The following is a 23,428-nucleotide window of genomic DNA, read 5'->3' as shown; positions in this document are numbered from 1 at the left end:
ATGACAGACATCGATTGGGACGAGCTTCGTCACGTCGCGACCGAGGCCATGCACAAGGCCTACGCCCCGTACTCCCGCTACAAGGTGGGGGCTGCGGCGCTCGTCGCAGACGGACGCATCGTCGCCGGCTGCAATGTCGAGAACGCCTCGTACGGGGTGACTCTCTGCGCCGAGTGCGCGCTGGTCGGCGACCTGCACATGTCGGGCGGCGGCAAGCTCGTCGCCTTCGTGTGCGTGAACGGCGACGGGCAGACCATCATGCCGTGCGGGCGCTGCCGTCAGCTGCTGTTCGAGCACTCCATGCCCGAGATGCTGCTCGAGACCGTGTCCGGCATCCGGACCATCGACGAGGTGCTGCCCGACGCATTCGGGCCGCGCGACCTGGAGGACGCCCGATGAGCGCACCGGAACCGTACGACGCGATCGACGTGATCCGCGCGAAGCGCGACGGGGGAGCGGTCCCCGAGCCCGCCCTGCGGTGGATGGTCGACGCCTACACCCGCGGCTACGTCTCGGACGCGCAGATGGCGTCCTTCGCCATGGCGATCTTCCAGCGGGGCATGGAGCGCTCCGAGATCCAGGTGCTCACGGATGCCATGATCGCGTCGGGGGAGCGGATGGACTTCGCCGGCCTGGGCAAGCGCACGGTCGACAAGCACTCCACCGGCGGCGTCGGCGACAAGATCACTCTGCCGCTCGCCCCGCTCGTGGCATCCTTCGGCGTCGCCGTGCCGCAGCTTTCCGGTCGAGGACTCGGCCACACGGGTGGCACCCTCGACAAGCTCGAGGCGATCCCCGGATGGCGCGCTGCGCTGTCGAACCAGGAGATGTTCGAGCAGATGCGCGGCGATGTCGGCGCTGTGATCTGCGCGGCAGGCTCCGGTCTCGCCCCGGCGGACAAGAAGCTGTACGCGCTCCGCGACGTCACCGGCACGGTCGAGGCGATCCCGCTGATCGCGTCGAGCATCATGTCGAAGAAGATCGCCGAGGGCACTGACGCACTGGTCCTGGACGTGAAGTTCGGCTCCGGCGCCTTCATGCAGGACATCGATCGCGCGCGCGAGCTGGCTCAGACGATGGTCGCGCTCGGAACGGACTCGGGGGTGGCCACCACGGCGCTGCTGACCGACATGAACGTGCCGCTCGGACTCGCGATCGGCAACGCCAACGAGGTGCGCGAGTCCGTCGAGGTCCTCGCCGGCGGCGGGCCGGCCGACATCCGAGAGCTCACGATTGCGCTCGCACGCGAGATGCTCACGCTGGCCGGTCAGCCGGATGCCGACGTCGAGGGCGCGCTGGACGACGGTCGCGCCATGGACACCTGGAAGGCGATGATCCGCGCCCAGGACGGCGATCCGGATGCTCCGCTCCCCACCGCTCGTGAGACGCACGTCGTCACGGCCGAAGCGGACGGGATCGTCACCGGCATGGAGGCCCTTCCGTTCGGCATCGCGGCGTGGCGCCTGGGAGCAGGGCGCGCACGCGCCGAGGACCAGGTCGTGCACGCCGCCGGCATCGACCTGCACGTAAAGCCCGGCGATCGGGTGAGCGCAGGACAGGCGCTGTTCACGCTCTCCGCCGAGGACGAGGCACGCTTCCCCCGGGCGCTCGAAGCCCTCGAAGGCGCCTGGACGCTGGGCGACACCGCGCCCGAGATCGGGCCCCTCGTCCGCGAGCGCATCACCGCGTAGGCTGTAGCGCGCGTGAGAGCGCGCTCCGCTTCTGAGAGGACGAGGTTCCATGTCGATCGCACCTGACGGTGACGTGAAGATCCAGGGCGTTTCGCTGCGCTCGCTGCCCAAGATCTCGCTGCACGACCACCTCGACGGCGCTGTGCGCCCCGCTACAGTGGTCGAGCTCGCCGAGGAGATCGGACTCGAGCTGCCCGCAGGCTCCGGCGATGCGCTCGGCGACTGGTTCACCGCGCAGGCCGACTCCGGATCCCTCGTGAAGTATCTGAAGACGTTCGACTTCACGGTCGGAGTCATGCAGACGGCCGAGGGACTGACCCGCATCGCGCGGGAGTTCGTCGAGGACCTCGCCGACGACGGCGTGATCTACGGCGAGATGCGGTGGGCGCCGGAGCAGCACCTGGCAGGCGGCCTGTCGCTCGACGACGCCGTCGACGCCGTGCAGCAGGGGATCGAGGAGGGCGAGGATGCCGCTGACCGCTCCGGTCGCAGCATCCGGGTCGGTCAGATCCTCAGCGCCATGCGACAGAACGACCGCGCCCTCGAGATCGCCGAGCTCGCGCTCGATCACCGCGACGACGGCGTTGTCGGCTTCGACATCGCGGGCCCGGAGGACGGGTTCCCGGCCTCCGATCACCGTGAGGCCTTCGAGCTGCTGGCGGCGAACTTCATGCCCGTCACCGTTCATGCCGGTGAGGCCGCTGGCTTGGCCTCGATCCGCAGTGCGCTGCTGGATGGTCGTGCTCTGCGCCTCGGCCACGGCGTGCGCATCGTCTCCGACCTCGAGGTCATGGGGCGCGACGGCGAAGAGGTCCAGGTCAAGTTCGGCGATCTCGCCCGTTGGGTTCGCGACAGGGAAGTTCCGCTCGAGCTCTCGCCCTCGTCGAACGTGCACACCGGCGCGATCGAGGCCTGGGGCACCGAACTCGCCGACCACCCGTTCGATCTGCTCTATCAGTTGGGCTTCGCCGTCACCGTGAACGTCGACAACCGCACGATGAGCGGCACCTCGCTCACCCGTGAGCTCGCCCTGCTCGTCGACGCCTTCGGGTACGACCTCGACGACCTGGAGACGTTCCAGTTCAACGCGGCCGCCGCGACGTTCCTGCCTGTCGAGGAGCGCGAGGAGCTCGTCGAGATGATCGCCGAGGGCTTCCAGAGCCGCTGACCGACCGCGCAGGTCATCCCTGCAGGAACGGGACGAGCAGTTCCGTGACCGTGCTGTGCATCTCGCCGTCGGAGATCGTCGGGGTGCCGTCGCCGCTCTGCGGACCGTAGTCGCCGAACGACGCGTGCGAGGCGCCGTCGATCTCGACGAGGTCGGCGTCAGCCGGGAGCAGGTGCCGGGCGTCGGCGATCTTCTCGGGCGTCGACAGGCCGTCCTCGCTCCCCGCCAGGCTCAGTACATCAAGGTCGGAGCCTGAGAGATCGTTCGAGCAGTATGAGCCGAACAGCACCAGCGCACCGGCATCCGGGGCCAGCTGGCACGCTCGCACGCCGCCGAGCGAATGGCCGCCCACCGCCCAGGTGTCGACCTCCGGCGCCGCGCTCGTGAACGCGTCGAGGCCGCGCGGATCGAAGAAGGCGAGGTTCAGCCACGGGCGCGTGATGACCACGGTCTTCCCCTCTTCGGCGACGCCCTGCAGCATGGCGACGTAGGCCCACGGATCGACCTTGGCTCCGGGGATGAAGACCAGACCGGCATCCGAGTCGCCGTCGGCCGGGGTGAGGACGATGCCCTCCGGTGCGTCCTCGATCGTGATGCTCGCGTTGTTCCGCGCGCTCTCCAGCGGCCCCTCTTCGGCGGGCATGACCCCGACCTGCGTCCAGACGAGTGTGCCGCCGATCGCGAGGACGAGGACCGCGACAAGGCCCCACAGGGTCCAGCGCAGGACGGACCGCTTCTTCTTCACGCCGCCCACGCTACGCCCGTCCCACCCCCGGATGCGTCGTCAGGTACTCCTCGAACGCCTCCGCGCTCGTGCGTGACGGCGTGAAGCCGAACTCCGTCTTCAGCCGTCCGTTCGCCAGCACCGGCCGATAGCGCAGGAAGACGACCTTCTCCGGGCCGTGCGGCGTCAGCCGCAGCATCCGGCCCACGCTGAGCGCGATAACCAGCGCCCACGCGGGGATGGTGAGCAGCGGCTTGCCCAACCGAGCAGCGATCTGCGGCACCGTCAAACTGCCGTCGCCGGCCACATTGTAGATTCCTGGTGGCCCGTCGGTCGCGGCGCGGGCGAACGCTGCGGCGACGTCGTCGACCCAGGCGAACACGAACGGGGAGTCGGAGCCCGTGATCCGCAGGATGCGCCGGCCATCCCACAGTGCCGTGATCTGATTGCGCACATCGGGGCCGAGGATCGTGCCGATCCGGAAGATCACCTGCTCGAGTTCGGGATGCGTGCGGCGGTGCTCGGCCAGCATCTCCTCTACGAGGCGCTTGTGGCGCGAGTACGGGAACACATCGTTGCCGCGCAGCGGCTGAGTCTCGTCGATCCATTCCGGGCTGTCGGGGTGGTAGCCGTACGCCGCACCCGAACTCGACACGACGATGCGCACCACACCGGTGCCGACGCACGCCGCGAGCACGTTCGCCGTGCCGGTGACGTCGACCCGGTACTCGAGGTCGACGTCGGCGCCGGGGTTCACGATCGCGGCGAGGTGCACGACGGTGTCGATGCGATACTCGCCGAGCACGCGCGCGATGTTCTCAGCATCCGTCACATCCATCCGCACCGAGTACATCCGCACCGAGCGGATGCCTTCGCGTTCCGGCTCTTCGCGCAGATCCGCCGACACGACGAGCTCGACGTCTTCGCGTGCAGCCAGCATGCCGGCGACGTGGGCGCCGAGGAACCCGCTCCCGCCCGTGATGAGGACGCGCCTCACGAGGATGTCTCCAGGGTGCTGCGCCCGCTGGCGTCTCCGGCGGGGGAGCCGGTGCGGCGCCGGGTGTGCCGCGCCCACAGGCTCGCGACGATGAGCCCGGCGACGATGTCCCAGATGCCCCACCACCCGGCGACGATGGCCATGCCGCCGAGTCCGTCGAAGAAGGCGAAGACGATGCCGAGGCCCAGCCCGGCGTTGCGGATGCCGACCTCGAACGTCATCGCCTTGCGCTCCCGCGTGCCCAGGCCCCCGGCCACTGCCGTGCCGTAGCCGAGCGCGAGCGCGACGGCGTCGTGCACGGTCACCACGAGGACGATGATTCCGAGCACGCTGACGAACACCGACCAGTTGCCCACCAGCGCCACGGTGATGAAGCCGACCAGGGCGAGCAGACTGAACCACTTGACGAAGGGATGCGCCTTCTCGGCGATCCGCGGCAGCTTGGCGCGCACGAACAGACCGACGGCGAACGGAAGCCCGATGATCAGGACGATCTCGAGAAGCATCTTCACCGGATCGAGCGACACTTTCTCCAGCACGGTGCTCGCGGAGGGGTGCAGTGAGCCCCAGAATGCGATGCTCAGCGGCATCGCAACGATGTAGAGCAGGTTTCCCACAGCGGTCATCGACACCGACAGCGCCACGTTGCCCCCGGAACGGTGCGTGAGCACCTGCGAGATGTTCCCCGGCGGACAGCACGCCACGAGGATCATGCCCATCGCCATGGATGCCGTCACCGGCAGCACGAGCGTCAGAGCGAAGGTCACCACGGGCAGCAGGAGCAGCTGGGCGAGGATCGCGATGATGAAGGGCTTGGGATGCTTCGCCACCACGCGGAAGTCGCCGGGCGCCGTGTCCAGAGCTATCCCGAGCATGATCAGCCCGAGGACGACGTTCAGCAGCGTGAGAGACACCGGTGTGAAGCTCAGGACGATGTCGTCGACGTTCACGGCGCCTCCATCGTCCGGCGCTCAGCCTTCACCGCGCCGCGGTACGCGTCCTTGTTGACGTAGTACGCCATGCGATCCAGGGCGAGATAGCGGTAGCCGCCTGTGACGTCCGGCCAGGGGCTGCGCGTGACCCGTTCGCGGAAGCGCTGGGCACGGCCCGGATCGTTCTCCACCGCGTCGAGATAAGCCGCCAGCAGCTCGGCCTGCTCGTAGCGCCCTTGCCAGCCCAGACCCGAGGCCTCGACCATGCCCATCACGTACAGCCCGTTGAACGACGCGGGGAAGATGTTGAGGAACAGCCGCGGCGACGCGGAATGCCACGACAGGTGCGCGCGATTCACGAACGGGTAATCGAGCGTGTAGCCGGTCGCCAGCAGAACGAGGTCGAAGTCGCCTGAGCCGCCGCCCCGGAAGTGCACGGTCTCGCCGTCGAATCGTTCGACATCGCCTCGGATGCGCAGGTCGCCCTGGCCGAGGTGGTTCAGCACCATGGTGTTCACGATCGGGTGGGATTCGTAGATCCGGTAGTCGGGCTTCGGGAACCCGAACCTGACAGGGTCGCCGGTGAAGGCCTTCAGCACGCGTGAGTCCACGGCCTGTTTCAAGCGTGCAGGCAGGGGACGCCCCTGGTTGAGGGTGTCGCTCGGGCGGCCGAACAGGTACCGCGGGACGAAATAGTATCCCCGGCGCACGCTCATGTCGACGGATGCCGCGTGGTGCACGGCATCCACGGCGATGTCGCACCCCGAATTGCCCGCCCCGACGATGAGCACGCGTTTGCCGTCGAGCTCGCGCGCACTCTTGTAGAAGTGCGTGTGCCTGATCTCGCCGCTGAACTCTCCGGCGAACGTCGGAGAGTTCGGCTCCGACAGGGTGCCGTTCGCCAGGATGACTCCGGCGTACCAGCGGGTCTGCTCGCCGTCAGGGCCCATCGCGGTGAGATCCCACCCGCAGCCCTGCGGCTCGAGCCGGGTCACCCTGGTGTCGAAGCGGAACAGCGGCGTCAGGCCGAAGTGATCGGCGTAGGAACGGAAGTACTCGAGCAGAACCGCGTGACTCGGGTAGTCGACGTCCGACCGCATCGGGAACTCGGCGAACTCCGTGGTCGTGCGAGACGAGATCAGGTGAGCCGACTCGTACATCGAGCTGCGCGGGTTCGTGATGTCCCAGAGGCCGCCGACGCCGTGCGACGCCTCGAAGCCCTCGACGTCGATGCCCTGCTTCTGCAGCGCCCGCGCTGCTGCCAGCCCTGATGGGCCAGCGCCGATGACGGCGTACCTGCTCATGGGGAGATTCTGTCAGAGCGTGCGCAGCTCCTGCTGCCGTGCCGCGAAGACGTCGTGCACGGCGCCGAAGAGGGGGTGCTCCGGCTCGAGACCGGTGACAGTCGCCGTCAGCGTATCCGCGTCGTCGGACCGCAGCATCCGCTGCAGTTCGACGGACTGCTCGTCGGCCGGATCGTCGAACGCGACGGTGGCGGCGATCGCAGCGACGAGGGCCGACGTCGACAGTCCGTGTTCCGCCGCCTGCGAGGCCGGGCCGATGAAGCGCTCGTGCCTGGACAGCTTGCGCAACGGCTGCCGGCCGACGCGCTGCACGGTGTCGACGAGCTCCGGGTTGCGGAACCGGTCGAGGATCTTCGCACGGTATGCGGCGAGCTCGTCGGGGTCCAGCCCGTGCACGGCCGAGAGCATCGCACTGGTCTCCTCGAGCGCAGCGCTGACGCGGGCGGCGATCGAGGGGGAGGCGAGGGCATCGGAGATCCGCTCGATGCCGGCCTGCGCGCCGAAGTAGGCGGTCGCGGCGTGACCGGTGTTGACGGTGAAGAGCTTGCGCTCGATGAACGGCGCCAGGTCGTCGACGAAGTGCGCACCGGGGATGTTCGGCAGATCCTCGCCGAAGGGACCGGACTCGATCGCCCACTCGTAGTACGGCTCGACCGTGACGTCGACGCCTGAGCCCTCTGGCTGGGCGGGGACGATGCGGTCGACGGCGGTGTTCGCGAAGACGGCGCGATCGGCGGCGGCCGGATCGAGCTTCTCGATCTCTGCACGCAGTTGATCTGTGGCGCCGATCGCGTTCTCGCACGCCATGATCTGCAGCTTCGGCAGTGCGGGGTCGCGGCGGGCGAGCCCGGCGGCGATCGCGGGGGCGATGAAACGCAGCACCGTCGGTCCGACAGCGCACGTGACGACGTCGGCGGTGGCGACTTGGTCTGCCACGGCATCCGGGTTCTCCGCGCTGTTCACCGCGCGGTACCCGGTCACGACCCGGTCGACCCCGCCGGGACCCGCCTCGTGGACCGTGTAGGAGTCAGTTGCGTTGATGGCGTCCACCAGCGCGCCGGCGACGTCGGAGAAGACCAGCTCGTAGCCGCCCTCGTGCAGCAGAAGACCGACGAAGCCGCGCCCGATGTTCCCGGCGCCGAAGTGGACGGCCTTCATCCTTCGTTCACCGCCGACAGGAGCGCGAACAGTTCATCCGGGGTCTGGGCGGCGTTGAGCTTCGCGACGTCGTCCTCGTCGGAGAACAGGATCGCGATCTGCGAGAGGATCTCGAGGTGCTCGTCGCCACGTCCGGCGATGCCGATCACGAAGTTCACGTCGTCACCCGCCCAGTCGACGCCGCCGTCGTACCGGACGACGGACAGACCGGAGGCGAGGATCGCATCCTTGGTCTCGTTCGTGCCGTGCGGGATGGCGAGGCCCGCTCCCATGAAGGTCGACACCGTCTCCTCGCGCTGACGCATCGCGTCGACGTAGGCGGGGGTGACGGCGCCAGCGGCGACGAGGATGTCCGTCGCCTCCTGCAGCGCCTGCTCCTGCGTCGCGCTTCCCGAGTGGATGCGGACCTGGCCGATCGTGAGAACGCCCATCATGTCTCCTTCGTTTGCTGTCGATGGAATCGGTGGGCGGATGCCGCGGCATCCGCCCACCGAAAGGGATTACTCGCCGGATTCCTTCTGCTCGCGCACCATCTCGACGACCTCTTCATACTGCGGCGCATTCATGAAGTTGTCGACGGAGACATGGATCGAGTTCGCGGACTTGCCCTTCGCCCGGTCGGTGAGCTGCTGCTGGGTGATCACCAGGTCGGCCGTGCCGTCGAGGTTCGCGATGGCCGCGTTGGTGACGGTGACGTCCTCGATGCCCGCCTTCTTGAGCTTGTTGCGCAGCACGCTCGCACCCATCGCGGACGACCCCATGCCCGCGTCGCACGCGAACACGATGTTCTGGATCGGTGCGGTCGCCACTGCCGTGGCCGCCGCACCGGTGGCGGTTGCCGTGGCCGCGAGGTTCGAGAGCGTGCTGGACGACTTGCCCTTGTTCGCCTCGGTCTTCGCGATCGCGGCTGCGAGAGGGTCGCCGGTGGCCGCTTCTGCCGCGATATCCCGCTTGCGCGAAGCGAGCAGGATCGGTGCGCAGATCGCGAACGTCACAGCTGCGGAGAACACGACCGAGCAGATGACGCCGAGGTGGCTGCCCGGTGCGGTCTGGATGAGGACTGCGAAGATCGACCCAGGAGCGGCGGGGGCTACGAGGCCGGACTGGAAGATCATGTTCGTCGCGACACCGGTCGCGCCACCGGCCATCAGGCCGAGGATGAGCATGGGCTTGGCCAGCACGTACGGGAAGTAGACCTCGTGGATGCCGCCGAGGAACTGGATGATGAACGCACCGGGAGCGGTCGCGCGGGCGACGCCGACGCCGAAGACGGTGATCGCCAGCAGGAGTCCCGCACCGGGGCCGGGGTTGGCCTCGACCAGGAAGAGCAGGCTGCGTCCGACATCCTGCACCTGCTCGGTGCCGAGCGGAGTGAACACGCCGTGGTTGATCGCGTTGTTCAGGAACAGCACCTTGGCCGGCTCGACGATGATGCTCGCCAGCGGAAGCAGGCCGGTCTCGACGAGCCATCCGACGGCGCCGCCGAGGATGTCGGTGAGCCACCGCATGATCGGCGCCAGCCAGAAGAACGACGCCAGCGCCATGAAGAACGCCACGAAACCTGCTGAGAAGTTGTCGACCAGCATCTCGAAGCCCGGCTTGATCCTGCCCTGCCACGGCTTCTCGACCCACTTCAGGACGAGGGCGGTGAGGGGGCCGGCGATCATGGCGCCGAGGAACATCACGGTGCCGGCAGCGCCGCTGATGACACCCATCGCGGCGACGGCGCCGACGACACCGCCACGGTGTCCGTGCACCATCCGACCACCGGTGAAGGCGATCAGGATCGGCAGCAGGTACGTGATGATCGGGCCGACGAGGCCGGGGTAGTCGACATCGCCGATGGTCCCGCCGCCGAGGATGGCGGAATCCGCCCAGCGCCAGGATTCGACGGGGCTGTTGCTGCCCAGCCAGCCGTCAGGGATGAAAAGCGCGGTGATGAAACCCCACGCGATGAAGGCCGCGATGTTCGGCATGACCATGCCGGACAGGAACGTGCCGAACTTCTGCACGCCCACGCGGATGCCGCCACGATTCGGGGCGGCCGTTGACGTCGTCGTCATGATGTCGTCTCTTTCTGGTGTGAGGGTAGGGCCGTGACGGCTTCTGCCACGGCGTTGCGTGCACCGGCTGCGTCGTCCGCAGCCAGTGCGATCTCGGCGAGGCTGCGCGCCTCGTCGAGGGTGCGTTCGGAGAGCGCGAGCCGCACGTCGGCCAGCGCAGCAGGAGCCATGGACAGGCTCGTGATGCCGAGACCGACGAGGACCAGCGCGAGCAGCGGATCGGCTGCGGCCTCGCCGCAGACGCCGACCGGCTTGCCGGTTCGCGCTCCGGCCGAGCCGACCTCACCCACCAGACGCAGCACCGCAGGGTGCCACGGGTTCTGGAACGAGGCGACGGAGCCGAGCATGCGGTCTGCCGCCATCGTGTACTGGGTGAGGTCGTTCGTGCCGATGGAGGCGAAGTCCGCGTGCGCGAGCACCCGGTCGGCCAGCAGCGCGCTCGCCGGCACCTCGACCATGACGCCTGCCGTCTTCAGCCCGTACTCGCGGGCGAGGTCGGTGAAGTACTTCGTCTCCTCGACCGTGGTCACCATCGGCGCCATGACCCACAGGTCGGCCGAGGTCGCAGCATCCGCCTCGGCGAGCGCCGTGAGCTGCTCTCGCAGGATGTCCTCGCTGGCGCGCAGAGACCGCAGGCCGCGCAAGCCAAGGGCTGGATTCTCCTCGTGCGCGTCGTTGAGGAACGCCAGGGGCTTGTCGGCACCGGCATCCAGCATGCGAACGACGACCTTCTTGCCGGGGAAGGCGGCCAGGAGCTCGGTGTAGGAGGTCCGCTGCTCGGCGACCGTCGGCGCCTGGGATGCCGAGAGGAACAGGAACTCGGTGCGGAACAGGCCGACGCCCTCCGCGCCGCGCGCCACGGCGTCGGCCGCATCGGCCGGTTTGCCGAGGTTCGCGAGCAGGGCGACCGCCGTGCCGTCGGCGAGGGAACCGGGGGAGGGCGGAGCGTCGACGGCGGCTGCGCGGGCCGCAGCCCGCTCGGCTGCGCGCTCGAGCTGGTCCGCCGATGGATCGGTCGTGACGGTGCCGGATGCGGCATCCACGATCACGGTCGTGCCGTTCTCGAGCGCTGCGGCGTCTGCGGCGCCGACGATCGCGACGATGCCCTTCTCGCGGGCGAGGATCGCCGTGTGCGACGTGGGGCCGCCGTCGGTCGTGATCAGGGCGAGCACCTGGTCGAGCTTCAGCAGCGCCGTGTCCGCCGGAGCGAGGTCACGCGCGACGAGGACGAAGGGGTGACCGGGGTCGGGGACTCCGGGTGCATCGACGCCGCGGAGGTGCGCGAGAACGCGCTGAGCGATGTCGTCCAGATCGGCGGCGCGCTCGCCGAGGTAGCCGCCGACGGCTTCGAGCGTCGCGCGGAATCCGGCGAACGCGTCATGAACGGCCCATTCGGCTGTGCTGCCGTCGTCGATCCTGGTGTCGACCTCGTCCTGGAGCGTCGGGTCCTCGGCGATCATCGCCTGGGCCTCGAGCACCTCCTGCGCCGATCCGCCGGCGGTCTCGGCGCGCTGCTGCAGTTCGGCCGCCACAACGGTGACCGCCTCGCGTGCACGGGCGCGTTCGGCGTCAGCACCGATCGTGGTGGGTCTCTGCTCCGGCGCGGGGAGCGCCTCGGCCATGCGGACCACGGGCCCCTGGGCGACGCCCTGCCCGATGCCCACGCCACGGATCTCGGCCATCACGACTCCTGGTCGTGGTCGGTCGTCAGGAGCTCGGTGAGCGTGTCGATCACGGTCTCCGCGCCGTCGCCATCGGCCGTGAGCGTGACGTAGTCGCCGTGCTCGACCGCGAGGGCGATGACGCCGAGGATGCTGGCGGCGTTGACCGGCCTGCCGTCGCCCTTCGCGATCGTGACGGGGATGCCGGCCTCCTTCGCAGCCTGCGCGAAGAGCTTCGCGGGGCGGGCGTGGAGCCCGTGCGAGGAGCCGATGCGGACGGTGCGGGAGATCTCGGTCATGATGTTCCTTTCGCGGTGGACGGTGGGGAATCAGTCAGGGGGGAATCAGCCAGGGGGGAATCAGTCAGCGCGGCCTCGACGAGCGCCAGGGTTCGCGTGCCGTCGCGGTCTCCGAAGACGTCTTCCGGCAGCACGACGACGGGAACCTGCGCCGCGGCGCGGATGGCGTCGATCCCGTCGGCCAGATGCGGGCCGACGAGGACGAGGTCCGCGAACGCGGACGCGATCGTGCTCTCCGTGCCGGCCGTCGCCTCCCAGTCACGACCGGCCGCGGATGCCGCGTGCCGCAGTCGCTGGGCGACGAAGGTGCTGGACGCGCCGGCGCCGCACACCACAAGGATCCTCATCGATGCCACCTCACCCTTCGCACTTCACCGAGGCTTCTCCCATTCTGGGAAACGGCTGAGAGGGGTGCCACCATGTTCCTTTCCGCCCCTGCGGAACATCGCCTTTCGCCCTCCGAACGGCGCGGTGCTGGCATCATGGAGACCATGTCGCGACAGCGTCAGGACCGGCTCCTGCAGACCCTGCTCCGGCAGGACGAGTGGGCGACAGCCGCGAGCCTGGCCGATGTGCTGGGCGTGACACCGCGCAGCATCCGCTCGTATGTCGCAGCGCTCAACGCCCGCACCGCCGAGGCCGACGCCGTCGAGTCCGGGCCGGCCGGCTACCGGGCAGGGTCCGGTGCGCATGACGCGCTGCGCGCCAGGCTGACGGGCGAATCGGCACCGCGTGACCGCCTGCACGCCCTCGTGCGCCTGCTGCTCGACGCCTCGGACGGCATCGATGTCTACGAGACCGCCGATCGCATGCACGTCAGCGAGGCGACCCTGGAGTCGGATCTAGCCCGGGTGCGCGGGCTGCTCGACGGAATGGAACTGCGTCTGGAGCGCGACCGCGAGACCGTGCGGCTGCGCGGTGCGGAGGTCGCCCAGCGCCGCCTGCTGAGCCGTCTCGCGCACGACGAGATGGATGCCGGGTCTTTCCACCCCGAGAGCATCCGACGGGCTCTCACGGGCACGACCGTCGCCGCGCACGCCGTCGGCCCGTTCAAGACCGCGCTCGTCCGCGAGCTCGGCGCGCTCGGGTACTACGTCAACGAGCTGGCGATCTCGGATGTGCTGCTGCACATCGCGATCGCAGCCGACCGGGTCTCCGCCGGTCGCGCTCTCGAGACGCCCGTCGCCGGCACGTGGGAGGAGATCCCCAAGCTCGGCGGCGTGATCCGCGACCTCGCGGCGGAGCACTTCGGTGTCACGCTGGGCGAGGGCGACAGCGCGCATCTCGCGACGCTGGTGCTCACGCGCGCGATCGCGCCAGGACAGGATGCCGCTGCCGGTGCCGTGCGCAGCGGCGTGGATCCCGGGATCGAGGCGGCGGTCAGGGCGGAGATCGTGCAGGCCGCAGCCGACTATCAGGTCGATCTCGTCGATGAGAAGTTCATCCTCCGGCTCGCGCTCCACGTGCAGAACCTGCTGCGCCGCGCCGAGGAGCAGGCATGGACGCGCAACCCGCTCACCCGCTCGCTGAAGTCGTCGTATCCGATGATCTTCGAGGTCGCCGTCTCCATCGCCAGCGGGCTGCACGACCGCCTCGGCGCCCCGATCCACGACGACGAGATCGCGTACATCGCGATGCACATCGGCGGGCGCCTGGAGCGCAGCCGCAAGGCGGAGTCGATCCTCACCGCCACGATCGTCTGCCCCGGCTACTACGAACTGCACGAACTGCTGCGCTCGAGCGTCGACCGGTCGCTCGGGTCATCGGTCGAGGTCACCGGCGTCGTCACGACCGTCGACCCGGACTGGAAGAGCATCGACACCGACCTCGTGCTCACCACGATCGACCCCGGGGCGAGCGGCGAGCGGTACGTGCGCATCCAGCCGTTCCTCACGGACGCCGATGTCGAGCGCGTGACGCAGACCGCCGCGCGCATCCGCCGCGGACGCCGCCTGAACCGGCTGCGCGAGGAGCTCTCACGGTACTTCTCTCCCGATGCGTACCTGCACCCGTTGCCCGACGAGGGCGAGGAGTCCGTGATCCGGCGCCTGGGCGGCATGCTCACGGCATCCGGGCTCATCGGCGACGACTACGTGGAGAACACGATCGTCCGTGAACGGATGTCGTCGACGGCGTTCACCGACGCCCTGGCCGTGCCGCACGCGCTGCAGATGACCGCCGAACGCACCGCGATCGCGATCGGTGTCGCCGATGGCTCGGTGGCCTGGGGGGACGGGCGCGTGCAGGTCGTCGCGCTCGCGGCCTTCAGCGAAAGCGATCGCACCGCGTTCCAGACCGTGTTCGAGCAGCTCGTCGAGGTGTTCAGCGAGCGCGACAGCGTGCAGCGGATCGTCCGCCGTGGGACGACGTTCGAGGCGTTCCTCGACGAGCTCGTCGCCGTCATCGACGGCTGAGTGCGATCGGTCCGCGCTGCTGGATCCTGTTACCGCGGCTCAATCCTGGTTCGCGCTGCCGAATCCTGTTCACGCGGCCGACATTTCTGCAGCGCGGGCAGGGAAGAGCCGCGCGAACGATCAGCTGCGCGGATCGAGAATTCCGGCCATCGCATCGAGGACGCTGTCTGCAGTCGCAGACTCGGCGGTCTCGAGCCGCACCGCATCGCCGGGGCCGAGGGCGAGGTCCATGACGGCGAGGACGCTGCCGACGTCGACGGTCGCTCCGGATGCTGTCGTCAGGGTGACCGGATCGGGATGAGCGAGCGCCAGACGCGCCAGGTCAGCGACAGGACGTGCGTGCATACCGTCGTGTGCGCTGATCACGACCTGTCTGATCGGCATCGCGGCCTCCCTTTCGAGAGATGCTACCGGGGGCTCATTGCGCGACGGCGACGACCGCACGCACCAGCACCACCAGGGCTCCGATCCATGCGCACCACAGCATCACCGCTCGAGCCAGCGGGACGGGGACGACGCGAGTGAGCACCGAGCCGCCGATGATGCCGATCGCCGTGCACACGCCGAGTACGAGCACCTCCCACGCGGGGGTGTCCGGGAGCCCGCGCAACAGCACTGAGGTCGCACCGTATCCGAGGAATATCACCTGAGCGCTCGCGGCGAAGCGTCGCTGCTCCCAGTGGTCGGCAATTGCATAGGCGGCCAGTGCCGGACCGGACAGCCCGCTCGAACTGTGCATGAATCCGGCGATGGCACCCGCGGCGATCGCGCCTCGGCGACCGCGTAGCGCGGCAGCGGCGGGACCACTCGCCCGTGGCCCGAGCAGAGCGATGATCGCCATCGCCGCGATCGCGAACAGCAGGGCGGGCTCCGGCAGCAGCCTGGCGAGCAGAGCGCCGAAGGGTGCCGCGACCAGCCCGGCTCCGAGCAGCCAGAGAGCTCGTCCCCAGTCGATATCCCGCCATGCCGACGGCAGCGCCATCGCCGAGGCGATCACGGCGAGCAGCACGGCCAGCGTCACGCCTTCGACCGGACCGTACACGAGCACGATCGGACCGATGAGAACGAGCACGAAGGCCAGGCCGGTGACACGCTGGATGACCCCTGCCGCCAGTGCGGTGACGCCGACGAGGGCGAGGATCAGGAGCGCTCTTCCAGCAGCGTCCGCACACCGGCCTCGAGCGCTTCGACCGTCGCCTTCGCCTGATCGACGGAGGCGGCCTGGGCGTCGAGGTAGAACTTCAGCTTGGGCTCTGTGCCGCTAGGGCGCACGATCACGCGCGAGCCGTCCGCCAGCGTGTACCGCAGCACATCGCCGGAGGGCTGGCCGGGCGCTGCCTCCATCAGGTCCTCGGCGGACGCGATCGGCGTCTCGCCGATGCGCGTGGGCGGGAGAGTGCGCAGCGCGAGCATCACCTTGCCGATGATCGAGAGGTCGTCGACGCGAACCGACACCTGCCCGCTCGCGAAGTGCCCGTACGTCTCGCCGAGGTCGGCGAGGAGGCTCGCCAGCGTCTCGTCGCGCTCGCGTGCTTCGGCAGCGAGACCCAGCACGGCGATCGCGGCTGAGATGCCGTCCTTGTCGCGCACTGTCTCGGGATTGACGAGGTAGCCGAGGGCCTCCTCGTAGCCGAAAACCATGCCCGGAGCTCGCGAGATCCATTTGAACCCGGTCAGCGTCTCGTGGAAATCGAGCCCGTGGTGCGCGGCGATCGCACCGAGGCCTGGGGAGGAGACGAGGGAGCAGGCGAGCGAAGCGCCCGGTGTGCCCTCGGCGGCGCGCGCGGCGCGCGCACCCAGCAGCAGCCCGATCTCGTTGCCGCTCAGGCGGCGCCAGCCGCCCTCCGCAGCCTCATCGGGGATCGCGACGGCCAGGCGGTCGGCATCCGGATCGTTCGCCAGAATGAAGTCCGCGCCGGTGCGTCGCCCGGCGGCGAACGCCAGGTCCATCGCGCCGGGCTCTTCCGGGTTCGGGAAAGAAACGGTGCGGAACATCGCATCGGGGTTCAGCTGCTCGCCCACGGTCTTGGGGCGCGGGTAGCCAGCGGCGTCCAGGATCCGCGCGAACGTCTCCCACCCGACGCCGTGCATCGCCGTGTAGACCCACGTCATGCCCTTGGCGGACTCCGGCGCAGGGGCTACGGCCGCGGTCGCGCTGACATAGGCCTCGACGACGTCCTCGCCGGCGAGTTCGTACGCGGTCGAGCGGGGGAGGGTGCCGATGTCACCGGCATCCGCCACCTGCTGGATGCGCGCGGCGATCTCGGCGTCGACGGGGGAGACGATCTGCGAACCGGAGTCCGCGCCGCCGAGGTAGACCTTGTAGCCGTTGTCGTTCGGCGGGTTGTGGCTCGCGGTGACCATCACACCGGCGTCAGCGTCGAGGTGGCGCACGGCGAACGCCAGCACGGGCGTCGGCAGCAGCCGGGGGAGCAGGATCGCGCGCAGGCCCGCACCGGCGAAGAGCTCGGCGGAGTCCAGCGCGAAACGCCGAGAGTTGCGGCGACCGTCGTAGCCGATCACGACCGACGCGGTGGAGTCGCCCGCACGCTCACGCAGATAGGCGGCGAAGCCCGCCGCCGCCTGCGCCACGAGCACGCGGTTCATGCGGTTGCTGCCGGCACCGAGCTCTCCGCGCAGGCCGGCCGTCCCGAACTCCAGACGCGCACCGAAGCGGTCGTCGAGATCGGCGACTGCTGCCGCGTCCCCTGATGCCGCGCGTGTGATGACCACGGCGAGCTCGTCGCGGGTCTCGGCATCCGGATCCTGACGCATCCAGGCCCGCGCCTGCGCGAGCCGTGCGTCCACCGCCTCGGCGCTCACAGCGCCTCCACCACCCGGGCGAGCAGAGCGGAGATCACCGGCTCGGCGGCCTTGCCGGCCTCGATGACCTCACCGTGACTGAGCGGGGTCTTCTGGATTCCGGCGGCGAGGTTCGTGATGAGCGAGAAGCCCAGGATCTCCATGCCGGCCTCGCGGGCGGCGATGGCCTCGAGCGCGGTCGACATGCCGACGATGTGGCCGCCGATGGCCTTGGCCATCTGCACTTCGGCCGGGGTCTCGTAGTGCGGGCCGCGGAATTGCGTGTACACACCCTCGTCGAGTGACGGGTCGATGCTGTGCGCGACGTCGCGCAGGCGCTTCGAGTACAGGTCGGTGAGGTCGACGAACGTCGCGCCCTCGAGCGGCGAATCGGCGGTGAGGTTGAGGTGATCGCTGATGAGGACGGGCTGGCCCGGCTTCCACGTCTCGCGGATGCCGCCGGCGCCGTTCGTGAGCACCATGATCTTGGCCCCGGTCGCCGCGGCGGTGCGGACGCTGTGCACGACGCGGCGGACGCCGTGGCCCTCGTAGTAGTGCGTGCGGGCGCCGATGACGAGCACGTTCTTGCCGCCAGGGGTGCGGATGCTGCGGAGCGTTCCGACGTGGCCCTCTAGCGCCGGCTTGGAGAACCCGGTGACCTCCGTGGCGGGGATCGTGGCGACGGTCTCGCCGATGAGTTCGGCCGCCTTGCCCCATCCGCTGCCGAGTGTGAGCGCGATGTCGTGCGTCTCGACACCGGTGAGCCGCGCGATGTCTGCTGCGGCTTCGGCTGCGATCGCGGACGGGTCTGCGTCCGGAGCGTCGAGGGGATTGTCATGAATGTCGGTCATGGATCCACTCTAAGGAAGGCGACGGCATGTCAGCGAGGATTGCGGAAGAATGGAAGGCATGTCTTCGACTCCTTTTGAGCGCACTCAGCGCGTTGCCGTCCTCGGTGGCGGTCCCGGCGGATACGAGGCGGCGCTCGCCGCCGCTCAGCTCGGTGCTGAGGTGACGCTCGTGGAGCGAGTCGGAGTCGGCGGATCGGCCGTGCTCACGGACGTCGTTCCGTCGAAGAGCCTCATCGCCACAGCTGACGCGGCCGTCGCGATCGCCGAGGCGAGCGACCTCGGCGTGCAGTTCTACGCCAAGGGCGCGCACGGCAAGCCGCTCAAGCCAGAGATCGCGATCAACCTCGCCGCCGTCAACAAGCGGCTCCTGGCTCTCGCCGGTCAGCAGTCCGAGGACATGCGCTCGACCCTGCTCGAATCCGGCGTCCGCATCCTCTCCGGTCACGGCCGGCTCGAGGGACCGAACGCGATCATCGTCTCCACCGGCCCCGGCGGCACGGACTTCGACCGCGTCGAGGCCGACACCATCGTCGTCTCGGTCGGAGCATCGCCGCGTGAACTCGACAGTGCCAAGCCCGATGGTGAGCGCATCCTCACCTGGACCCAGCTGTACGACATGAAGGCGCTGCCCGAGCATCTCATCGTGGTCGGCTCCGGCGTCACCGGCGCCGAGTTCGCCTCGGCGTACATGAACCTCGGCGCGAAGGTGACGCTCGTCTCCAGCCGCGACCAGGTGCTCCCAGGCGAGGACCCGGATGCCGCTCGCGTTCTGGAGAAGGTCTTCAAGCGCGGCGGCATGACCGTGCTCTCCAAGGCCCGTGCCGACAGCGTCGTGCGGACTGAGAACGGCGTGCTCGTCACGCTCGCCGACGGCCGCACGGTCGAGGGCAGCCACTGCTTGATGGCGGTCGGGTCGATCCCGAACACCGCCGGCATCGGGCTGGAGGAGGCCGGGGTCGAGCTCACCGAGTCCGGCCACGTCCGCGTCAACAAGGTCGCTCGTGCCTCTGTGCCCAACATCTACGCGGTCGGCGACTGCACGAACTTCTTCCCGCTGGCATCCGTAGCATCCATGCAGGGCCGCACGGCCGTGTTCCACGCGCTCGGCGACATCGTCATCCCGCTCGACAAGGTGAAGATCACGTCGAACATCTTCACGGCACCCGAGATCGCCACGGTCGGCGTCGGCGAGAAGGACGTCGAGAACGGCGCGGCGGACGGCCTCGTCTACAAGCTCCCTCTCGCCGCGAACCCGCGCGCGAAGATGATGGGCATCAAGGACGGCTTCGTGAAGATCATCGCCCGCAAGGGCTCGGGCACCGTGATCGGCGGCGTGATCGTCGCGCCCAAGGCCTCAGAGCTCATCTACCCGATCGCCGTCGCCGTCGAGCGTCGGCTGACTGTCGACCAGGTCTCGCGCGTGTTCGCCGCGTACCCGTCGCTGTCGAGCAGCATCACGGATGCGAGCCGAGCGATGCATCTGGTGAACATCTCCTGACTTCCGTCCGCCGAGACCCCGTCTTCGCACCGAGACCCCGTCCTGTTCGCGTCAGCAGGACGGGGTCTCGGCAATAAAGCGGGGTATCGGTGCGGGTGGACGGGTCAGGAGATCGTCAGGAGCTGGTGGCCGGCGGCGACCGTGGCGCCGGATGCGGCGTTGATGTTGCCGATGACGCCGTCCTTGTGCGCTTGCAGCGGCTGCTCCATCTTCATCGCCTCGAGCACGACGACGAGGTCGCCCTTGACGACCTGCTGCCCGTCCTCGACCGCGATCTTGACGACCGTGGCCTGCATGGGCGACTTCACAGCATCACCGGATGCTCCCGCTGAGGCGGTCGTCGCGTGGCTGCGGCGCGACGGGGGCACGGCGGCCGGTCGGCCTGCGGTGCCTGCGGCGACCGTGACGCGGTCGGGGAGGCTCACCTCGAGGCGCTTGCCGGCGACCTCGACGACCACCGTGTGGCGGCTGGCGGCGGCAGCGGGGGCCTCGAGCTCGCCATCCCAGGCGGGGATGTCGTTGTCGAACTCGGTCTCGATCCACCGGGTGAAGACGCCGAACTCGTCGTTCTCGGCCGTGAAGGCGGGGTCGCGCACGACCTTGCGGTGGAAGGGAAGCACAGTTGGAAGGCCGGCGACCTCGAACTCGTCAAGGGCGCGACGAGCGCGCTCGAGCGCCTCGGCGCGGTCCTTGCCGGTCACGATGATCTTGGCCAGCAGCGAGTCGAACGCGCCGGAGACCGAGTCACCGGCGGTGACGCCCGAGTCGAGGCGGATGCCGGGACCGCCGAACGTCTTGAAGACGTGGACTGGGCCGGGCTGGGGCAGGAACCCGCGACCGGGGTCCTCGCCGTTGATGCGGAACTCGAACGAGTGGCCGCTGGGCGTCGGGTCGTCGTAGTCGATGGTGCCGCCCGCTGCGATGCGGAACTGCTCGCGGACGAGGTCGATCCCGGTGATCTCCTCGGAGACCGGGTGCTCGACCTGCAGGCGGGTGTTGACCTCGAGGAACGAGACGGTGCCGTCGGCGCCGATCAGGAACTCGCAGGTCCCGGCTCCGACATAGCCGACCTCCTTGAGGATGGCCTTGGATGCCGCGTACAGCTGCTTGTTCTGCTCGTCGGTCAGGAACGGGGCCGGCGCCTCTTCCACGAGCTTCTGGTGACGGCGCTGCAGCGAGCAGTCGCGCGTCGAGATCACGACGACGTTGCCCTCGGCATCCGCCAGGCATTGGGTCTCGACGTGGCGCGGCTTGTCGAGGTACTTCTCGACGAAGCACTCGCCGCGGCCGAAGGCCGCGACGGCCTCGCGCGTGGCGGATTCGAACAGCTCGGCGACCTCGTCGAACTCGCGGGCGACCTTCAGGCCGCGTCCGCCGCCGCCGTACGCGGCCTTGATCGCGATCGGCAGGCCGTGCTCCTTCGCGAAGGCGACGACTTCGTCCGCGTTCTCCACGGGGCCGGGGGTGCCTGGTGCCAGCGGGGCTCCGACCTTCTCCGCCACGTGACGGGCGGTGACCTTGTCGCCGAGCGCCTCGATCGCCTCGGGGGACGGGCCGATCCAGGTGATGCCGGCGCCGATCACCGCGCGGGCGAACTCGGCGTTCTCGGCGAGGAAGCCGTAGCCGGGGTGCACAGCGTCGGCACCGGAGCGCCGCGCGATCGAGAGGATCTTCTCGATCTGCAGGTAGGTGCTCGCGCTCGTGTCGCCGTCGAGCGCGTACGCCTCGTCCGCAAGGCGCGTGTGCAGTGCATCACGATCCTGGTCTGCGTAGACGGCGACCGAGAGAATCCCGGAATCGCGAGCGGCACGGATGATTCGTACGGCGATCTCACCGCGGTTGGCGATGAGCACCTTCTCGATTGGCATGAGTGCCAGCCTAGCGAGATCAGGGCTCAGATTTTTGAGCACTCTCCACAAGAAACCCGTGAGAACGTGACGGGATGTCTACGACCACAGGTCTGGCCAGGAAACGCCGAGGTCGCGGACCAGCGCTCTGATCGTCGACAAGGACATGCCGACGACTGTCGACGGATCGCCGTCGACGCGGGTGATGAACGCGCCGCCGAGGCTGTCGACGGTGAAGGCGCCGGCCACGTGGAGCGGCTCGCCGGATGCGACGTAGGCCGCGATCTCCTCGTCGGAGATGTCGTCCGCGAACGTCACGGCGGCGTCGGCGACGGCGGTCGCCTCACGAGGGGGCAGCCCCGGCTGAAGCCGGAACACGGAGTGGCCGGAGTGCAGGATGCCGGTGGCGCCGCGCATCTCGCGCCAGCGCCTCGTCGCCTCCTCAGCCGTGTACGGCTTGCCGTAGACGCGGCCGCCCAGCGCGAACATCGAGTCGCCGCCGATCACGATTCCGTCGAAGCTCGGATCCTCGGCGGCCAGGCGATGCACGACATCGGCTGCCTTCGCTCGGGCGAGGAGCAGCACGAGGTCGTCCGGAGGGAGGTCGGCGCCTCGTTCGGAGGCGGCCTGCGCGGTCAGCGCGTCCTCGTCCGTCTCCGGGGCGCGCGTGATCGGTTCGATTCCGGCCTGGCGGAGAAGCATGAGGCGGGCGGGCGACGTGGACGCGAGGCAGACCTGCATGGACTCCACCGTATCCCGACGACATGCCGACGACACGGTGCCGCCGCGTGAACCGTATCCTCGAGGGATGGCCTCCTCAGCATCCGACCTGATCGATCTCGACATCACCGGCATCGCGCACGGCGGCACCTTCATCGCCCGCCACGAGGGTCGCGTCGTCTTCGTCGCGGATGCCATCCCCGGCGAGCGGGTCCGTGCCAGGGTCACGGATACCACGAAGTCGTCGTTCTGGCGGGCCGAGACCGTCGAGGTGCTGGATGCCTCACCCCACCGCCGCACGCACGTGTGGCCGGAGGCCGATGTCTCCCGCGACCCCGACGACCGCGCCGGCGGCGCGGATCTCGGACACATCGCCCTCGACCATCAGCGGGTGCTGAAGCGCCGAGTCCTCGCCGAGGCGCTCGACAAGTTCGCAGGCCCGGGGCTCGAGGCGCCCGAAGTGTCCGGCGTGGATGACACCGACGGCACAGGCTGGCGCACCCGACTGTCACTGCACGTCGACGCCGACGGGGTCGTGGGCCCCTATGCCGCTCGCAGCCATCGGGTCATCGGCGTCTCCTCCCACCCGCTCGCTCGCCCGCGTATCGCAGCCGAGGCGCTCGCGCTGCGCAACCTCAAGCCGGGGCGCGTCGATCTCGTCGAGTCCGCTGACGGCGCGGTGCACGTGCTGCGCCGCCCCGAGCGCGGCAAGCGACCCGCCGCACCGGTGATCGTCGAACGGGTGGGGGAGCGCCCGTTCCGCGTGGATGCCGACGGTTTCTGGCAGGTGCATCCGCGCGCCGCCGCCACACTGGACGGCGCCGTCCGCACGATGCTCTCCGGTCGCATCGATCCGGAGCAGGTCCACTTCGACCTGTACGGCGGGGTGGGCCTGCTGGCGTCCTCGCTGGCGGCGGTCGGCGCGACCGACATCGTGACGGTCGAGTCGAGTCGGCGGGCCACCGACCACGCGCAGGAGAACCTCGCCGATGTCGATGCGACCGCCGTCACTGCCCGAGTCGATCGGTACCTCGCCGGACTTCCCGAGGGTGCGCGCGCCGGCACTGTCGTCCTGGACCCGCCCCGCGCAGGCGCAGGACGAGCGGTGGTCGAAGGCGTGAACGCGCTGCGCCCGGATGCCGTCGCCTACGTCGCCTGCGACCCCGTCGCGCTCGCCCGCGACCTCGGAACCTTCCGCGAGCTGGGCTGGGAAGTCGCCTCGCTGGACGCCTTCGACCTCTTCCCGCACTCGCATCACTTCGAGACGGTTGCACTGCTCACCCGCTGAACACTCAGCAG

22 protein-coding genes are annotated in these 23,428 nt (G+C 69.3%); 6 read left to right on the top strand and 16 right to left on the bottom strand.

Annotated features, from left to right (window positions below; genetic code table 11):
• From LQZ87_RS13420 to LQZ87_RS13410, 3 genes are read left to right on the top strand one after another with little or no spacing between them, the layout of a single operon-like run.
• A complete protein-coding gene (locus tag LQZ87_RS13420; RefSeq protein WP_230103946.1) occupies positions 1 to 399 on the top strand; it encodes a cytidine deaminase in 399 nt (132 codons plus the stop codon).
• The gene (locus LQZ87_RS13415; RefSeq protein WP_230103945.1) at positions 396 to 1,691 is read left to right on the top strand and encodes a thymidine phosphorylase; all 1,296 of its coding nucleotides are present in this window, start codon (positions 396 to 398) and stop codon (positions 1,689 to 1,691) included. The genes LQZ87_RS13420 and LQZ87_RS13415 overlap by 4 nt, the downstream gene beginning before the upstream one ends.
• A gap of 49 nt (positions 1,692 to 1,740) precedes the next feature.
• Positions 1,741 to 2,859 carry an adenosine deaminase gene (locus LQZ87_RS13410; protein WP_230103944.1) on the top strand — a complete coding sequence of 373 codons (1,119 nt, stop codon included), beginning with the start codon at positions 1,741 to 1,743 and terminating at the stop codon, positions 2,857 to 2,859.
• Between the two features lie 13 nt (positions 2,860 to 2,872).
• Here LQZ87_RS13410 and LQZ87_RS13405 read toward each other — a convergent pair whose 3' ends face one another.
• The 10 genes from LQZ87_RS13405 to LQZ87_RS13360 all read right to left on the bottom strand — a co-directional run bounded on the left by LQZ87_RS13405 (position 2,873) and on the right by LQZ87_RS13360 (position 12,344).
• A complete protein-coding gene (locus LQZ87_RS13405; RefSeq protein WP_230103943.1) occupies positions 2,873 to 3,604 on the bottom strand; it encodes an alpha/beta hydrolase in 732 nt (243 codons plus the stop codon).
• Positions 3,605 to 3,614: 10 nt separating this feature from the next.
• Positions 3,615 to 4,580: an NAD-dependent epimerase/dehydratase family protein gene (locus LQZ87_RS13400; RefSeq protein WP_230103942.1), complete on the bottom strand. Its 966-nt coding sequence runs from the start codon at positions 4,578 to 4,580 to the stop codon at positions 3,615 to 3,617.
• Positions 4,577 to 5,530, bottom strand: coding sequence for a bile acid:sodium symporter family protein (locus LQZ87_RS13395; protein ID WP_230103941.1), 954 nt, complete (start codon positions 5,528 to 5,530; stop codon positions 4,577 to 4,579). The genes LQZ87_RS13400 and LQZ87_RS13395 overlap by 4 nt, the downstream gene beginning before the upstream one ends.
• Positions 5,527 to 6,816 (bottom strand): NAD(P)/FAD-dependent oxidoreductase, encoded by a 1,290-nt coding sequence (locus LQZ87_RS13390; RefSeq protein ID WP_230103940.1) that lies wholly within the window; start codon positions 6,814 to 6,816, stop codon positions 5,527 to 5,529. Before LQZ87_RS13390 ends, LQZ87_RS13395 begins: the two co-directional genes overlap by 4 nt.
• 12 nt (positions 6,817 to 6,828) lie before the next feature.
• Positions 6,829 to 7,974, bottom strand: coding sequence for a mannitol-1-phosphate 5-dehydrogenase (locus LQZ87_RS13385; RefSeq protein ID WP_230103939.1), 1,146 nt, complete (start codon positions 7,972 to 7,974; stop codon positions 6,829 to 6,831).
• A complete protein-coding gene (locus tag LQZ87_RS13380) occupies positions 7,971 to 8,405 on the bottom strand; it encodes a PTS sugar transporter subunit IIA (protein ID WP_230103966.1) in 435 nt (144 codons plus the stop codon). The genes LQZ87_RS13385 and LQZ87_RS13380 overlap by 4 nt, the downstream gene beginning before the upstream one ends.
• A gap of 69 nt (positions 8,406 to 8,474) precedes the next feature.
• The gene (locus LQZ87_RS13375; RefSeq protein WP_230103938.1) at positions 8,475 to 10,037 is read right to left on the bottom strand and encodes a PTS mannitol transporter subunit IICB; all 1,563 of its coding nucleotides are present in this window, start codon (positions 10,035 to 10,037) and stop codon (positions 8,475 to 8,477) included.
• The gene (gene ptsP, locus LQZ87_RS13370; protein WP_230103937.1) at positions 10,034 to 11,719 is read right to left on the bottom strand and encodes a phosphoenolpyruvate--protein phosphotransferase; all 1,686 of its coding nucleotides are present in this window, start codon (positions 11,717 to 11,719) and stop codon (positions 10,034 to 10,036) included. The genes LQZ87_RS13375 and ptsP overlap by 4 nt, the downstream gene beginning before the upstream one ends.
• Entirely contained in the window at positions 11,719 to 11,997 is a 279-nt protein-coding gene (locus tag LQZ87_RS13365; RefSeq protein WP_230103936.1) for an HPr family phosphocarrier protein, read from the bottom strand. The genes ptsP and LQZ87_RS13365 overlap by 1 nt, the downstream gene beginning before the upstream one ends.
• Positions 11,994 to 12,344, bottom strand: coding sequence for a hypothetical protein (locus LQZ87_RS13360; protein WP_230103935.1), 351 nt, complete (start codon positions 12,342 to 12,344; stop codon positions 11,994 to 11,996). The genes LQZ87_RS13365 and LQZ87_RS13360 overlap by 4 nt, the downstream gene beginning before the upstream one ends.
• 144 nt (positions 12,345 to 12,488) lie before the next feature.
• On the opposite strand from LQZ87_RS13360, the gene LQZ87_RS13355 reads away from it, so the two are divergent.
• Positions 12,489 to 14,411, top strand: coding sequence for a PRD domain-containing protein (locus LQZ87_RS13355; protein ID WP_230103934.1), 1,923 nt, complete (start codon positions 12,489 to 12,491; stop codon positions 14,409 to 14,411).
• 120 nt (positions 14,412 to 14,531) lie between these two features.
• Here LQZ87_RS13355 and LQZ87_RS13350 read toward each other — a convergent pair whose 3' ends face one another.
• Genes LQZ87_RS13350 through LQZ87_RS13335 form a run of 4 tightly spaced genes read right to left on the bottom strand, consistent with a single transcriptional unit; the run spans position 14,532 to position 18,064 of the window.
• A complete protein-coding gene (locus LQZ87_RS13350) occupies positions 14,532 to 14,795 on the bottom strand; it encodes an HPr family phosphocarrier protein (protein WP_230103933.1) in 264 nt (87 codons plus the stop codon).
• Positions 14,796 to 14,829: 34 nt separating this feature from the next.
• The gene (locus LQZ87_RS13345) at positions 14,830 to 15,525 is read right to left on the bottom strand and encodes a TSUP family transporter (protein ID WP_290368277.1); all 696 of its coding nucleotides are present in this window, start codon (positions 15,523 to 15,525) and stop codon (positions 14,830 to 14,832) included.
• A 26-nt stretch (positions 15,526 to 15,551) separates the two neighbouring features.
• Positions 15,552 to 17,186 carry a phospho-sugar mutase gene (locus LQZ87_RS13340; protein WP_230103965.1) on the bottom strand — a complete coding sequence of 545 codons (1,635 nt, stop codon included), beginning with the start codon at positions 17,184 to 17,186 and terminating at the stop codon, positions 15,552 to 15,554.
• Positions 17,187 to 17,230: 44 nt separating this feature from the next.
• A complete protein-coding gene (locus LQZ87_RS13335) occupies positions 17,231 to 18,064 on the bottom strand; it encodes a purine-nucleoside phosphorylase (RefSeq protein ID WP_230103931.1) in 834 nt (277 codons plus the stop codon).
• Between the two features lie 49 nt (positions 18,065 to 18,113).
• Between LQZ87_RS13335 and LQZ87_RS13330 the strand changes: the two genes are divergently transcribed.
• A complete protein-coding gene (locus tag LQZ87_RS13330; protein ID WP_230103930.1) occupies positions 18,114 to 19,562 on the top strand; it encodes an NAD(P)H-quinone dehydrogenase in 1,449 nt (482 codons plus the stop codon).
• Positions 19,563 to 19,666: 104 nt separating this feature from the next.
• Here the strand turns inward: LQZ87_RS13330 and LQZ87_RS13325 are convergent, their stop codons facing one another.
• A complete protein-coding gene (locus LQZ87_RS13325) occupies positions 19,667 to 21,430 on the bottom strand; it encodes a biotin carboxylase N-terminal domain-containing protein (RefSeq protein WP_230103929.1) in 1,764 nt (587 codons plus the stop codon).
• A 78-nt stretch (positions 21,431 to 21,508) separates the two neighbouring features.
• Complete coding sequence (locus tag LQZ87_RS13320) at positions 21,509 to 22,150, bottom strand: Maf family protein (RefSeq protein WP_230103928.1); 642 nt, start codon at positions 22,148 to 22,150, stop codon at positions 21,509 to 21,511.
• A 67-nt stretch (positions 22,151 to 22,217) separates the two neighbouring features.
• Between LQZ87_RS13320 and LQZ87_RS13315 the strand changes: the two genes are divergently transcribed.
• Positions 22,218 to 23,417 carry a TRAM domain-containing protein gene (locus LQZ87_RS13315; RefSeq protein ID WP_230103927.1) on the top strand — a complete coding sequence of 400 codons (1,200 nt, stop codon included), beginning with the start codon at positions 22,218 to 22,220 and terminating at the stop codon, positions 23,415 to 23,417.
• Positions 23,418 to 23,428: the final 11 nt, after the last annotated feature.

The organism is Microbacterium sp. Bi121 (assembly GCF_918698005.1).
GTDB lineage: Bacteria > Actinomycetota > Actinomycetes > Actinomycetales > Microbacteriaceae > Microbacterium.
The sequence above is the reverse complement of the archived record's forward strand: the minus strand, read 5'-3'. Positions and strand labels throughout refer to the sequence as shown.